Source organism: Corynebacterium sp. S5S1, assembly GCF_001913985.1.
Lineage (GTDB): Bacteria > Actinomycetota > Actinomycetes > Mycobacteriales > Mycobacteriaceae > Corynebacterium > Corynebacterium marquesiae.
The window spans coordinates 162,541-176,954 of record NZ_MKXT01000005.1 but is presented as its reverse complement, the minus strand read 5'-3'; the positions used below and the strand labels follow the sequence as shown (position 1 = coordinate 176,954).

The following is a 14,414-nucleotide window of genomic DNA, read 5'->3' as shown; positions in this document are numbered from 1 at the left end:
CCCAGCACACTGCGGGCGCTATTCTATGTGAATGACCGAGCAGGCAGTCCGGGCAGAAAGCGTGCACGACGAGCACGCTCACCCGAGCGATCACTGGCTCGATGAGGTTACCGCGCCCACCGGCCCGGCCTTCAGCGGGCTCAGCAGCCGCGCCATGGAATGGTTCTCGGGCCCGGCGCGCCTGCTGCGCCGCTTCTACTACTTCGCCTCCACCACCCCAGGCAAGCTTTTTACGGTCACGCTCATTCTCACCGTAGCCCTGGGCGCCGCCGGCTTATCGATGTCCCAATCTTCCGCCGCCCGCCATTCCGACTTGGACGAGCTGCTGACCACCACCGAGCCGATGTCAAACGCGGCGCACCACCTTTATAGTTCGCTCTCGGTGGCCGATACCGTGGCAACCACCGGCTTCGTGCAGGCCGGTGTGGAATCAGAGCACAACCGCGATAGATATAACGAAGCCATTGATGCCGCTTCGGTGGCAGCCACCGAATCCGTGCTGGGTACCACGCAAGAAGACGGCCGTGTGCGCGAGCTGGTGACCTTTATCCAACGCGAGCTCCCCGTCTATACCGCAATGGTGGAAAAGGCCCGCGCCAACCACCGGGCGGGCAATGCGGTGGCCAATTCCTATATGTCCAATGCCTCGGCGCTGATGCGCGAGCGTATCCTCCCGGCTGCCTCCGAGCTGTTCCAGATGACCACCGCCAAGGTAAACCAGCAACAGCAAAAGCTCACCTCCCCGCAGTGGGTGCCGCTCTCCGGCCTCTTGGCGGCGCTCTTCTTCCTCGCCGTGGCCCAATGGTGGCTGTGGCGCCAGACCCGCCGGCGTTTTAACCGCGGCTTCTTAACTGCCAGCGTGCTGCTTTTCTTGGCCATCTCCTGGGTGGCACTATCCAACCTCGCCACCTGGTCCACCGGCCACCAGGGCTTTGAGACGGCCTCGCGCCCGTGGGATTCGCTCACGGCCTCGCGGATTGAGGCGCAGCAGGCGCGTACCTCTGAGACCCTGGCGCTGGTGCTGCGCTCCTCCGAGGAGGATTCGATGGTGCGCTTTTCCAGCTCTATCAACTCCATTGAAAGGGCCCTCGAGGATTATGAGGAAGCGCTCAATGATGAGGACGTGGAGGTCACCGACCCAGAACTCATTCACAGCGCCCGGGCGGCCGCCGAGCAGTGGCGCGGTACCCACGACAAACTCATGGGTGCGCTCAAGGACGGCGACTATGATGAGGCCATCTACCAGGCCACGGCCACCGAGCCCAGGAATGGCGAGATGACCGCGGCGCGTTCCTTTGATGAGCTCGACGCGGAGCTTTCGGATCTCATCGGTCAGGCGCGCATCGCCATGCGCAGCTACTTGGAGCGCGGCCTGACCGCCATGACTGCGGTGTCCTCGGCCGTGTTCCTGCTGACCTTGTGCGCCATTATTGCCGTGTGGTTGGGCATCCGTCCTCGACTGCAGGAGTACCTCTAATGCGCCGCACACGCCTTGCCCTCGCTACCCTTGCCTGCATCTGCACCGCGCTGCCGCTAGCCTCGTGCGATGTTCGCTCCACCCCGCCGCTGGAGGCGCCCGCCGAGCACGCCCTCGATTCAAAGCCGGGCCCGCCGCTGCCGGAAGGAGCAGAAATTGAAAAGGCGGGATCTACCCCAGCTCACCGTGCCTCTGATGAGGAAATCAGGGGCAGCTACCGCCCGGATGATAGGAAGGCGAAGGAGCGGGTGCCGGACATCGTCAAGCGCGGCCGTCTCATCGTGGGCGTGGACCGTTCCAATAACTTGCTGAGCTACCGCGATGCCGCCACCGGTGACGTGCGCGGCTTCGAGGTGGAGATTGCCCGCGAGATTGCCCGCGATATCTTTGGTGATCCCAACAAGGTGGACTTCCGCTTCGTGGAATCCTCCGACCGCGTCGATACCCTCAATACTGGCGCGGTGGACATGATTGTGCGCACCATGACCATTAGCCCGGAACGCGAGCGCGACGTGGCCTTTTCCATTCCCTATATGAGCACCCAAACCCGCATGCTGGTGCTCACCAATTCCGGCATGAAGTCCGTGGAGGACGCCGCCGGTAAGACCCTATGCGGTGTGGGCGCGTCCACCGCGCTGGAAACTATCCGCGAGCACGCCCCCAAGTCCGATATCTTGGTTACCCGTTCCTGGGGCGATTGCCTGATGGCCCTACAACTCAACCAGGCCGATGGCATCGTCGTCGATGATGCCTTGCTCTCCGGCATGGCCGCCCAAGACTCCTATACCTCCATCGTGGGCGAGCCGCTAGAGACCGAGAACTACGGCGTGGCCGTGCGCCGCCCCAGCAAGCAGCAGGACACCCGCCCGCTGCTGCGCCAAATAAATTCCACGCTCGAACGCATCCGCCGCGACGGCACTTGGTCTTCCATTTTTGAGGAGTGGCTCGGCGCCTACCTGGAAGAGCCCACCCTGCCGGCCGGCAAGTACATCGAGGAGGACGCTAAGCCATGAGCCATAACCCGAATTTCAGCGATGACGAGCTCGAGTACATCGAGCCGGAGAACCTCGATACCCAGCGCGCCTTCCGCCAGCCCACCAATGCCGCCAATTCCGCGCAGGAGCCGGATGCGCTGGACGATGCCCCCTTGGATGATGGCCCCACCACCGCCGCCGTGGCTTTCGACCCCTTTGCGGACGAAGACGAAGAGGGCACTGCGGCCGTGACCTTCGACCCCTTCGCCGCCGAGGATGAGCCCGGCGATGATGCCGGCACTTCCGCGGTTGCCTTCGATCCCTTCGCGGACGAAGACGAGGACGGCGATGGTTCCATCGACCCAGACCACATCTCCAGCCTTCTGGCGGATCTGGATAATATCCGCGCCCAACGCGAACAGCAGCGCGTCCAAAAATCCCAAGAGGACTCCTCGCAGCGCTCGCGCCGCCGCGCGCTCGATACCTTCCGCGAACGCCGCGGCACCCACCGCGCCGAGCGCCGCGTGGCCGATGGCATGGTGCGCCTGCCGTTTATCACCCCGGCCGAGCCGACCGATGCGCTCATTGATCCCACCGAGGAATCTTCAGGCAAGAAGATCCCGCCACCACAGCTACAGCCCGGTGACATGGTGGCCGGACAGTACGAAATCTTGGGCGTTATCGCCCACGGCGGCATGGGCTGGATTTACCTGGCCAATGATCACTTTGTCTCCGGAAGAGTGGTTGTCCTCAAAGGCATGCAAGCCCAAAAATCGGCCGATGAAACCGCCGCTGCGGTGGCAGAACGCGAATTCCTCGCCGATATTACCCACCCTGGCATCGTCAAGATTTTCAATTTCATCGATGACGCCCGGGTGCCCGGCGGCTTTATTGTCATGGAGTATGTCGGCGGGCCGTCGCTAAGAAGCAGGCGCAAAAAGCAGCCGGATAAGCTCCTGCCGGTCGATATCGCCATTGCCTATATCTTGGAAGTCCTGCCCGCGCTGGAATACCTGCATTCGCGCGGGGTGGTCTATAACGACTTAAAGCCCGATAACATCATCGTCACCGAGGACCAGGTCAAGCTCATTGACCTGGGCGCGGTCTCCGGCATTGGCGCGTTTGGCTATATCTACGGCACCAAGGGCTACCAAGCCCCGGAAGTGGCCACCGAGGGCCCTTCCATCGCCAGCGATATTTACACCATCGGCCGCACCCTGGCTTCGCTCTGCCTCAAGCTGCCCACCGAGGACGGCGTCTACCTGCCCGGCATCCCCACCCCCACCGAAGAACCAGAGCTGCGCCGCTTTCTGTCGCTCTACCGCCTGCTACAGCGCGCCACGGACCCGGATCCAAAGCGTCGCTTTACCTCCATCAAGGAGCTGCGCACCCAGCTCTATGGCGTGCTGCGCGAGGTCATTGCCATCCGCGACGGCCTACAGTACCCATCCCAGCATTCGCTTTTCTCGCCGCAACGTACCACCTTTGGCACCAAGCACCTGGTTTTCCGCACGGATCAGCTTATCGACGGCATCGATCGCACCGTCCAAATCACCGCTCCCGAGGTCGTCTCCGCCCTGCCTACCCCGCTGCTAGACCGCGATGACGTGGGCGCCGGCCTGTTGCAGGGCGCTTCCTATGCGGAGCCACAGGAGGCCCTGGAGACCCTCCGCCAGGCCATGCAGACCCCCGAGTACGAGCACTCTGCCGAAATCCCGCTAGGCGTGGTGCGCTCCATGATTGACCTTGGCTATACCGGCCAGGCCCGCCAGTGGCTTAGCTCCATCGAAGACCGCCTCGGCCGCGACTGGCGTTTCCAGTGGTACGCCGGCATTACCGAGCTGCTTCACGACGACTACCGTGACGCTCAAAAGTACTTCTCCACCGTCCTCGACCTCCTGCCGGGCGAGGCAGCCCCCAAGCTCGCCATCGCCGCCATCAACGAACTCATCCTGCAGCAGCTGGACTATAGCGATACCTCGCTTATTGACCCCACCGTGGCGCGGGCCTGCTCCAATATGCATTCCACGCTGGCCGATCTCCCTAACTCCGCCTTTGAGGGCCAGCCGGAAATCTGGAACCACGTCACCCAGGATCCGGCCGCACTGCGCTTTAACTCCATGCGCCTCTACGGCATTGTGTGGTCCACCAACCCCACCACCGTCTCCTCTTCTTTTGGCCTCGCCCGCCAGCTGCGCTCCGAGGGCCAGGTGGAGGTAGCTGTCGTGGTCCTTGACAAGGTCCCCAATGCCTCGCGCCACTACCGCATGGCCCGCTTGACGACGATCCTCCAGCTCATCGTCCACGATCTCTCCGAGTCCCGCATCCGCCGCGCCGCCCGACGCCTCGAAGAGGTCCCCACCAACGAGCCGCGCTTCCTCCAGATCAAGATCGCCGTCATCTCCGCCGGCCTGAATTTCCTGCGCAATGCTGATCTCTCGCGCGCCGCCTCCCCCAACGACCTCTTCGAATACGCCTTTACCCAGCGTGGCCTGCGCACCGGCCTCTCCGAGACACTCCGCGCCCTCGCGCGCCAAGCACCGTTTAGCCGCCACCGCTACGCGCTCGTTGACCTTGCCAACCAGGTCCGCCCGGTCACCACCTTCTAATCGCTACATAGGCTCGTACAGCCGCCCCCACAAGCAGCACATCATCTAAGCCTTTTGCGCTACATAAATCAGACGACACGTTTGAAAGTTTTAGAACGAAGCATTTCGACTGCCCTCGGTGTTCCCGATAACGCTAATGCCGTTAGGACATCCTCCACGCTTCGCGGTGGCTTTTGAAAAGTGGCAGCCGCGTCCTCAATCGATTGCTGCACAATCGCGGACGAGGAAGCGATTAACTCGCACAAGAACTCATCGGCGCTCTGCCGCCTAATGCCAAGACCATCAAGAATAGAACAAGGAAAGTCTTTTACATTTTCAGTGATGATACTTTGAGCACCACAACTAATTGCTGCCGCTAGGACATGCCTGTCATTCGGATCTGGTAGCCATAGATCATGGATTAATTCCTCGTATCCAGTCACAAGACAGTCCTCAACCGCTAAACACATCAATCTACGGGTGCGGCATAACTTTTTAGGGTCTAAATCAGGGCGATTGCGCTGCAAGTTAAAAAAGACTTCATCTAGGATTCGCTCCGTCCATCGGGCACGGAATACACCGCTACCAGCTACCCTTATCAGGACATCACGGAGCATGCTCGGGTAGAGCACATTGGCGTCATAAACTACCGTCAACAGCCCCACTAATATAGCTCCAGGTCCTCCGATAAGGCTGTTAATTCAGCTACGGCACGGCGCTGACGGACATCTCTTTCATTCTTGTATTTCTGCAGATCCGCAAGACTCACGCGCCGATGGGAACCAACTTTGTAGCCGGGAAGGCTCCCTTCATCAATGAGCTTTACAACGTGTGGCCGCGAAACATTGAGAAAGTCTGCTGCCTGTTGCGTGGTGAATTCGGATTCCTCGGGCACTACGCGGACCGATTTCCCTGCCGCTTCAATGACGAGAACTTTCTGCAGGGTTTCAGCGATTTCTCGCGGAATTGCGATTATTTGCTCGGTTCCTTGCACGAATATATCCACTGGTGCCGGTGAATCTTTTGCCTCCAACACAGAATTGAGCCTTAATAAAGCCTCTTCCGCTGGGCTGGTATCCCGAGTTGCCCCGCCATTTTGTAAGTCCTTCATACCCTCACCTTACAAAATAAACGAAATAAACGAAACAGTTGCTGTACTAGGTTCAGAGACAAAAACGAGGCGTGCGATCCCTTGCGGACCGCACGCCCCTTATTCATATTCCAGCCGCTAGCTAGACGTGAGAATCTTTACTTGTAGAGGCCAGCCTCACGCGCCATAGCGGCGATTTCGGCAGACTTCTGGGCGATAGCCAGCTCCTCGTTGGTCGGCACAACGAAGACCTTGACCGGGGAATCCTCGGTGGAGATCATGCGCGGCTGGTCGGAGCGGACCAGGTTGCGCTCCTTATCAAAGTGGATGCCGTACATATCCAGGTTGTACAGGGAATCCTGGCGCACCTCGGTATCGTTTTCACCCACACCGGCGGTAAAGGTGATAGCGTCAACGCGGCCCAGGGAAATCATGTAGGAACCGATGAAGCGGCGCAGCTGGTGAATGTAGATGTTATAAGCCAGCCAAGCGTCCTGGTCTTCGTTGTCGATGCGCTCGCGCAACGTACGGAAGTCATTGACACCGGAGATGCCCTTGACACCGGACTGCTTATTGAGCAGGGTGTCAATCTCATCCACGCTCATGCCCGCCTCGCGGACGAGGTGGAAAATGATGCCCGGGTCAATGTCACCGGAACGAGTACCCATAGCCAGGCCTGCCAACGGGGTCAGGCCCATCGAGGTATCGATGGCGCGGCCATTGCGGATGGCCGCAGCAGAAGCACCGTTGCCCAGGTGAAGAGTGATCTGGTGGGTGTGCATTGGGTCGCGACCCAAAAGGGCCGGCACCTGCTGGGAGACGAACTCGTGAGAGGTGCCGTGGAAGCCGTAGCGACGGATATCGTACTTGGATGCCACCTCATTGTTGATGGCATATAGCGCAGCTGCCGGCGGCAGGGTGTTGAAGAACGCGGTATCGAAGACGGCAACGTGCGGAATATCCGGCAGCATCTTGCGGGCCACGCGGATGCCGTCCAGGTTGGCCGGGTTGTGCAGCGGAGCCAGCGGGATGAGGTCTTCAATCATGGACTCAATCTGGTCCACGATGAGCTGTGGCTCGGAGAAGAGGCGGCCGCCGTGAACAACACGGTGACCAACGGCGATAACATCCACGTCGGTCGGGCCAACGTTGTGCTCGCTCATGATGGCAAAAGCGCGCTCGAGGCCGAAGGAGTGAGTAGGGATTTCCAGCTCTTCCTTGTACTTCTCACCACCGGTCTTGACGGTGACGGCGCCGAGGGGCTCGCCAACCTGCTCGACCAGACCAGAAACCAGCGGGGTATCCGTGGCGCTGGATTCGGGATCGACCAGCTGGAATTTAACGGAGGAAGAACCTGAGTTAAGGACCAGAACGTATGACATTTATTTCTCTCCAGCCTGAATAGCGGTGATTGCAACGGTGTTGATGATGTCCGGAACGGTCGCGCCACGCGACAGATCGTTTACCGGCTTGTTCAGGCCCTGCAGGATCGGGCCCACGGCGAGTGCGCCGCCGGTGCGCTGTGCCGTCTTGTAGCCGATATTGCCGGCCTCCAAATCCGGGAAGACGAAGACGTTTGCCTTGCCGGCCACCTCAGAATTCGGCATCTTCTTAGCCGCAACGCCTGGGTCGCAGGCGGCATCGAACTGCAGCGGGCCATCCACCTTGACGGAGGAATCCAGCTGCTTGGCGGCCTCCACGGCGGCCACGGCGCGCTCAACGTCCGGGCCAGAACCGGAAGTGCCGGAGGAGTAGGACAGCATGGCCACGCGCGGGTCGATGCCGAACTGGGAGGCAGTCTGTGCGGAAACGATGGCGATCTCGCCCAGCTGCTCGGCGGTGGGGTTCGGGTTGACGGCACAGTCACCGAAGGCCCACAGGCGGCCGCGCATGACCATCAAGAAGATGGAGGAGACCACAGAAGCGTTCGGCTTGGTCTTGATGATCTGGAAGGAAGGCTTGATGGTGTGGGCGGTGGTGTGGGCAGCGCCGGAGACCATGCCATCGGCCAAGCCCTTGTGCACCATCATGGTGGCGAAGTAGGAGATGTCCTTCATCGTTTCGCGAGCCTGCTCGAGGGTGACGCCCTTCTTCTTGCGCAGCTCGGCAAAGTCGGCGGCAAACTCCTCTGCCAGCGGGGACTCGAGGTGGTTGATGATCTCGGCACCGGCCAGGTCGAGCTTGAGCTCTTCGGCGCGGGCCTTGATATCGGCCTCGTTGCCCAGGATGGTCAGCTTGGCAACCTTATCGCGCAGCACCACGTGTGCGGCCTCGAGGATGCGGTCATCGTCGCCCTCTGGCAGAACGATGTGCGAACCGGCGGCGCGGGCCTGGTCAATAAGCTGCTTCTGGAAGAGGTCTGCGGACATGACCGGGGAGACGTCGCCAAGCGCAGCAAGTGCGCCCGGAACTGCTGCGAGATCGGTGAAGATGCCAGCAACGGTGGCCCCCAAGGATTCCGCATTGTGCTGGGCAAGCTCACCGGTGCGCTGCGGGGCACCGGAAATGATGGCCAGCGGCAGGCCAAGGGCGGCAGCTACTTCGGCATCGAAGGCGATATCGCCGGTGCCCTGCGCCACGATGTTCTCAGCGGCGGGAGCCTCAGCAAGTACGGCGGCGACGGTGGCATCGAAGTCTTCGAGGCGGATGAGCTCCGCGCCTAGGTCTTTAGCCAAGGCGGGCACATCGAGGCCATCGAAGCCACGGCCGATAGCGCTAATAACTGCGGAATGGGATGCAGACATGCAATTTACCTTTCATTCACGGTCACTTGAACACAATTAACGCGCCTCATAACTTCATGTCAGTTATCACAGTTATCAGCGCGCGGTGACTACTCCACTGTACGCGATTTACCCCCTCCTATGCCCCATCGTGACCGCCCTAAACTGGGGTTAGTAATGCTGTGGTTTTTATCGCATAGTGACCGCGTAGAATATGCAGCACAACGAAAGAAAGGACACCCTAAGCACATGACTAACCCAGTGCGCGTCGCCGTGGTCGGCTCCGGCCCGGCAGGCATTTACGCCTCTGACCTTCTAGTGAAATCCGACCTCGATGTGCAGATCGATCTTTTTGAAAAGATGCCGACGCCGTTCGGTTTGATCCGCTACGGCGTGGCACCGGATCACCCGCGTATTAAGGGCATCGTGCAGTCCCTGCACAACGTTATGGAAAAGGAAGAGATCCGCTTCCTGGGCAATATCGAGGTGGGCAAGGACATCACCGTCGAGGAGATGCGCGAATATTACGACGCCATCATCTTCGCCACCGGTGCTACCGCCGATAAGCGCATGGGCATCCCGGGCGAGGACCTCAAGGGCAACCATGGCGCCGGCGAATTCGTGGGCTTTTATGACGGCAACCCCAATTTCGAACGCGATTGGGATCTCTCTGCAGAATCTGTCGCCGTCGTTGGTGTGGGCAATGTCTCCCTCGATGTCTCCCGCATCCTGGCTAAGACCGCGGACGAGCTGCTCGTTACCGAGATCCCGGATAACGTCTACGCAGCACTGAAGAAAAACCGCGCCAAGGAGGTCCACGTCTTCGGCCGCCGCGGCCCGGCACAGGCTAAGTACACGCCGAAGGAGCTCAAGGAGCTAGACGAGTCCCCGACCATCGAGGTCATCGTCAACCCTGAGGACATCGAGTATTGCGCCGCCTCCGAAGAGGCCCGCCGCGCCGCCAAGTCCACCGACCTGGTGTGCCAGACGCTGGAGTCCTACGCCATGCGCGAGCCGGGCGATGCCCCACACAAGCTCTACATCCACTTCTTTGAGTCCCCGGTAGAGGTGCTGGGTGAGGACGGCCACGTCACCGCGATCAAGACCGAGCGCACTGAGCTCAACGGTGATGGCACCGTAACCGGTACCGGCAAGTACACCGAGTGGCCGGTCCAAGCCGTCTACCGCGCCGTGGGCTACTACCCTCAGTCCGTCGACGGCGTGCCTTTCGACGAGACCAAGGCCACCATGCCCAACGACGGCGGCCATGTGCTGGCCAATGTCGATGGCGAAAAGTTGCCTGGCCTCTACACCACCGGTTGGATTAAGCGCGGCCCGGTGGGCCTGATTGGCAATACCAAGTCCGATGCCAAGGACACCACCACCATGCTCATCGCCGATTACAAGGCCGGCGACTTGGAGCCTGCCACCAAGCGCGATCCGCAGGACATCCTAGACTTCCTGGCCTCCCGCGATATCGCCGTGACCACCTGGGAAGGCTGGCACCGCCTGGATGCCGCTGAGCGTGCCGCCGGCGAGGCACACGGCCGCGAGCGCATCAAGATCGTCGAGTGGGACGAAATGGTCAAGCACGCCGGTCCGCAGGCCTAGCCCATGCCGCATTTCATTTCCGCCGCGCCCTTGGGGCAGCTGGCGGCCTTGAATGTCCACCAGCTCTACAAGCTACGGGTGGATGTCTTTGTGCACGAGCAGCGCTGCCCGTACGCCGAGATTGACGCCACCGACGCCGACCCCCAGACCGTGCACCTACTGGCCTGGGACGCGGACACCCACGAGCTGCTCGGCACGGCCCGCGTCTTTCCGGCTGCGCCTGCCGACGACACCGCGCTTTCCGACGTCCCGACCACCGGCGCACAAATCGGCCGCTTCGCGCTCGCGCCGGCCGCACGCGGCACGGGACTCGGCCGCGAGCTACTCCAGGCGGCCATAGACCTTGGCGAGCGCATGCGCCCAGGCCAGCCGCTCTATCTGGAGGCGCAGGCCGGCCTCGTGGACTATTACGCCGGCTTTGGCTTTACTCCGGTAGGCGAGCTATTCGACGACGAAGGAGTTCCCCACCAGCCGATGCTGCGCCCCGCCAGCTAGCCGCTTGGACAGCTGGCCTGCTACTAGTCGGCGTCGTCCACGCCGGAGGCGAGCTTCGGATCGAGCTCCACGCCGCCCTCGTACTCCACGACCTCAATATCGGGAACATTCTCGGTTTCTGGATCGATGCCGCGGGCGCCGCCTTGCGCTAGCAGGCCCGGCGTGGAGGTCACCTCGACCTTGTGCGCCGCTAGTGCTGCGCGGTCGCGCGCCTCCTCCGCGCTTTCCGCGGTGGCAGACACCAAGCCCATGCGACGGCCCTTGTAAGCCCCAGGCTTACCAAAGAGTTTGACGTCCGTCTCCGCGTAGTTGAGGGCCGCGGCGACGCCGGTATAGGCCACCTCCCCCAACTCCTCGTCCGCGTGGATGACCACGCTGGCACCCGGGGTGACCAGGGTGGCGTCGATGGGGTAGCCCAAAATCGCGCGCGCATGCAGGTCAAACTCGGAAAAGCGCTGCGTGTAGGCGGTAAGCATCGCCGTATCCGCGGGGCGGGGGGACACGGAGGAGAAGTACACGTCATCGCCCGCAACGAAGAGCTCCACGCAGTACACGCCGCGCCCGCCCAACTCATTAGAGATGCGCGCGGCCACCGAGCGTGCGTTTTCCAGCGCGATCTCGCTCATGCCGGTAGGCTGCCACTCCTCTACGAGGTCACCGCGCTCATGGCGGTGACCGATAGGCTCGCTAAACCACGTGGCCAACTTGCCCGTGGCCGGATCGATGGACCGGATGGCCAATAGGGTGACTTCCAAGTCAAAATCTACGAAACGCTCGGCCACTACGCGCTGCGAATCGGAGGACACGCGCCGCACGGTCTCCCATGCGGTGCGCACATCCTCTTCATCACGAGCAATCATGTGGCCCTTGCCGGAAGTGGACACATCCGGCTTAATAATGCACGGAAATCCCAGCTCCCCCACCGCTTCTTCCAACTCCTCCACGGAGCTAGCAAAGCGGTATGCCGAAACCGGCAGCCCGATATTCTCCGCCACCTCGCGCACACACTGGCGGTCCTGCGTCATGGCGCAGGCGCGGGCGGAAGGGACCACGATGGCGTCACTTTGCGCTTCCACCTCTTCCAAAGCTTCTACCGCAACGGTTTCTACCTCTGGGACCACAAAGTGCGGCCGAATCTCCTGCGCTAGCTGCAGGATGCGGCCGGCGTCCTTAATATCGGCGACGTAGCTAAACTGCGCCACCTGGTGCGCCGGCGCGCCCGCATACGAGTCCACCGCATGGACCTCAAGGCCCAGGTTCTGGAAGGACATGGCCAGCTGCTTGCCCAGCTCGCCCGAGCCCAGCAGCAATACCTTGGTGGCATTGCTGGTCAGCGGCGTGCCAATATGACCGGCGATCTCGCCTGGATTATCCATGAAAATGCTCCTTCTAAGCCGCAGGCAGCGGCGGCTACTGGCTTAGATTATTTCATATTTAGGCCCCAACCCCACCACCTACATGCCAGGTGAGCCGTTTATGCAAAGGTGCCCTGTGGGCAATTCCACAGGGCACCTGAAACATTTCCGCCTAGGCTGCAGGAGCCTCAGCCGGAGCCTCCCCTGCCGGCTGCTCGGCGGGCTGCTCTGGCTCGCCTACCGGCTCCGCCACGGTAATGATGTTGTCCTCATAGCCCAGCGCGCCGCCAACAAACTGGCCGCCGCAGGTAATGAGAACCAAGCGGTTCTCGCCTTCCTTATCGTTAACCACGTCCGGGAATCCGGAGCCCTTAGGCAGGCGGTACGGCGCCTCAGTTACGCGGAAGGTGCGCTCCTGGCCGTCGATGACCACGGTAAATTCCTGGTCCTTCTTCAGCTTGGTGAACTTCTCCGCATAACCGGTGCCCTGGCCCTGGTAGTTAATGTGGCCGGTAATCACACTCGAGCCCACATTGCCCGGCTCACCCGGTACAGCGGAAGCGGAGTACCAGCCCACCCGGGTGACGTCGTGTGGCGGCAGCAGCACGCCCTGGTCCGTGACCTGTACGGGGTCTACAGCCGCGTACTCGCCATCAATCCCTACGGACATTCCCTCGAAGCCCTTGAACTCACCAGGCGCGGCCTCATACTCGTGTTCCTGCTGGCCCGAATCATCCACGAAAGCATCAGACTTCGGTCCAGATTCCTCGGGTGCGCTCTCACTGGCTACCGTTTCCGGCGCCGAGCCGGCCTCATCCTCATCATCGCGCGCCAGGTACAGCACTACCTGCAACAAGACCAACGCCACGACAATGATGGCCGCGATAATGGCGATCAGCTTGCCACGGCCCATGCCCCGCTTGCCGACGCCCCCTTCTTCCCCACTCGCCGGATACTGCGAAGCGCCGTTTTCCTCCGGCTGCTCTGGCTCCCTGTGCTTTCCCATAGCTAGCTTCCTTCACTTCCTCGATTTGCCTACCCTGTGCAGGTTATATGCAAATCCCCTCCAGCGTGTGCAATCACACCCTGGAGGGGATTTTTGGTGTTTAAGTCTCAGCCCCGGCGGGGCGGCCCGTGGGCCACCTCACCGATGCTTATGGACTACTTGATGTAATCCTGCATACCCGGCTCAAGCTCGGTTGCGCCGGACGGTACGGACTTAATCTCAACGCGGTCAGCGTTGGATGGCAGTGCGTTACCAGTCTCTTCAGGTTGCTGACCCTGGACATCGTTGCCGTGGCCGTGTCCATTGTCAGAGTTGCCGTCCTTAGGAGCGTCCTGGCCCTTGACCTCGTGACCATTGCCGCCATTGTGGTTGCCGGTGTTGTCACCGTGGCCGCCGTTGTGGCTGCTGGTGTTGTCACCGTGGCCACCGTTGTGGTTGCCATGATCCTTGTGGTCGAAGTGATCCTTGATGATCTTGCCCAAGCCAATGCCCGGAATCAGGATGAGCCACCACTTATTGTCCTTAGAAGAACCGTTGGAAGAACCGTTAGAGGAACCGCCTGGGGTGTCCTTCGGAACAGTCTGATCCTTATCGTTGATGTCCTTGTGCTCAGCAATGTGGTTTGGCTTCTCCGGAGTAGTACCCGGAGTCTCCTCGCCCTTGTCATTGACCTCAGTGGAGGTGAGCTCCTCAAAGGCCACCGCAGCCTCGACAGGCTCCGTTACATCATCATTGACGGTGATGGTGACAGGCTCCATGCCCTTGGACTTCTCCGGAGTGAAGGTAGCTTCACCGGTACCCAGAACAGACTTGCCGTCTTCCTTGTTGATGAGCTCAGCCTTCAGGGTGTATTCCTTACCCGGAACCAGACCCTCGTAGGTGACTTCATCAACAATCTTGGCACCAGCAACCACAACGTGGGAGCCGTTCGCGAAGTCAGCATTCGTGGTAATCCACGGCTCACCCGGCTTGTGCTCGCCAGGCGTCGGCTCACCTGGCTTAGTGGTCTCACCAGTCGGCTCACCCGGCTTAGTGGTCTCACCAGTCGGCTCACCCGGCTTAGTGGTCTCACCAGTCGGCTCACCCGGCTTAGTG

12 protein-coding genes are annotated in these 14,414 nt (G+C 61.1%); 5 read left to right on the top strand and 7 right to left on the bottom strand.

Annotated elements, in window-relative coordinates:
• The first annotated feature begins 31 nt into the window (after positions 1-31).
• The 3 genes from BKN05_RS03285 to BKN05_RS03275 are packed head-to-tail and all read left to right on the top strand — an operon-like array spanning position 32 to position 5,060.
• Positions 32-1,477 carry a GlnX family signal transduction membrane protein gene (locus tag BKN05_RS03285; RefSeq protein ID WP_286687953.1) on the top strand — a complete coding sequence of 482 codons (1,446 nt, stop codon included), beginning with the start codon at positions 32-34 and terminating at the stop codon, positions 1,475-1,477.
• The gene (locus BKN05_RS03280) at positions 1,477-2,490 is read left to right on the top strand and encodes a glutamate ABC transporter substrate-binding protein (RefSeq protein ID WP_284814488.1); all 1,014 of its coding nucleotides are present in this window, start codon (positions 1,477-1,479) and stop codon (positions 2,488-2,490) included. The genes BKN05_RS03285 and BKN05_RS03280 overlap by 1 nt, the downstream gene beginning before the upstream one ends.
• Positions 2,487-5,060, top strand: a complete 2,574-nt coding sequence (locus tag BKN05_RS03275) for a serine/threonine protein kinase (protein WP_286687952.1) — start codon at positions 2,487-2,489, stop codon at positions 5,058-5,060. The genes BKN05_RS03280 and BKN05_RS03275 overlap by 4 nt, the downstream gene beginning before the upstream one ends.
• A gap of 68 nt (positions 5,061-5,128) precedes the next feature.
• Here the strand turns inward: BKN05_RS03275 and BKN05_RS03270 are convergent, their stop codons facing one another.
• The 4 genes from BKN05_RS03270 to pta form a co-directional block, all read right to left on the bottom strand.
• A complete protein-coding gene (locus tag BKN05_RS03270; RefSeq protein ID WP_286687951.1) occupies positions 5,129-5,704 on the bottom strand; it encodes a PIN domain-containing protein in 576 nt (191 codons plus the stop codon).
• On the bottom strand, positions 5,704-6,150 hold the full coding sequence (locus BKN05_RS03265; RefSeq protein WP_049377940.1) for a helix-turn-helix domain-containing protein: 447 nt from the start codon (positions 6,148-6,150) through the stop codon (positions 5,704-5,706). The genes BKN05_RS03270 and BKN05_RS03265 overlap by 1 nt, the downstream gene beginning before the upstream one ends.
• Positions 6,151-6,287: 137 nt before the next feature.
• Positions 6,288-7,511: an acetate kinase gene (locus BKN05_RS03260; protein ID WP_198492114.1), complete on the bottom strand. Its 1,224-nt coding sequence runs from the start codon at positions 7,509-7,511 to the stop codon at positions 6,288-6,290.
• Positions 7,512-8,873 (bottom strand): phosphate acetyltransferase, encoded by a 1,362-nt coding sequence (pta, locus tag BKN05_RS03255; RefSeq protein ID WP_286687950.1) that lies wholly within the window; start codon positions 8,871-8,873, stop codon positions 7,512-7,514.
• 228 nt (positions 8,874-9,101) lie between these two features.
• On the opposite strand from pta, the gene BKN05_RS03250 reads away from it, so the two are divergent.
• Both BKN05_RS03250 and BKN05_RS03245 read left to right on the top strand, forming a co-directional pair.
• Complete coding sequence (locus tag BKN05_RS03250; RefSeq protein WP_286687949.1) at positions 9,102-10,463, top strand: FAD-dependent oxidoreductase; 1,362 nt, start codon at positions 9,102-9,104, stop codon at positions 10,461-10,463.
• A gap of 3 nt (positions 10,464-10,466) precedes the next feature.
• Complete coding sequence (locus tag BKN05_RS03245) at positions 10,467-10,958, top strand: GNAT family N-acetyltransferase (protein ID WP_286687948.1); 492 nt, start codon at positions 10,467-10,469, stop codon at positions 10,956-10,958.
• Between the two features lie 23 nt (positions 10,959-10,981).
• On the opposite strand, the gene purT is transcribed toward BKN05_RS03245, so the two are convergent.
• The 3 genes from purT to BKN05_RS03230 all read right to left on the bottom strand — a co-directional run.
• Positions 10,982-12,334, bottom strand: coding sequence for a formate-dependent phosphoribosylglycinamide formyltransferase (gene purT, locus BKN05_RS03240; protein ID WP_286687947.1), 1,353 nt, complete (start codon positions 12,332-12,334; stop codon positions 10,982-10,984).
• Positions 12,335-12,485: 151 nt separating this feature from the next.
• Positions 12,486-13,319, bottom strand: a complete 834-nt coding sequence (locus BKN05_RS03235; RefSeq protein WP_286687946.1) for a class F sortase — start codon at positions 13,317-13,319, stop codon at positions 12,486-12,488.
• Positions 13,320-13,474: 155 nt separating this feature from the next.
• On the bottom strand, positions 13,475-14,414 hold a 940-nt coding region (locus tag BKN05_RS03230; protein WP_286687945.1), incomplete at its 5' end, for a VaFE repeat-containing surface-anchored protein.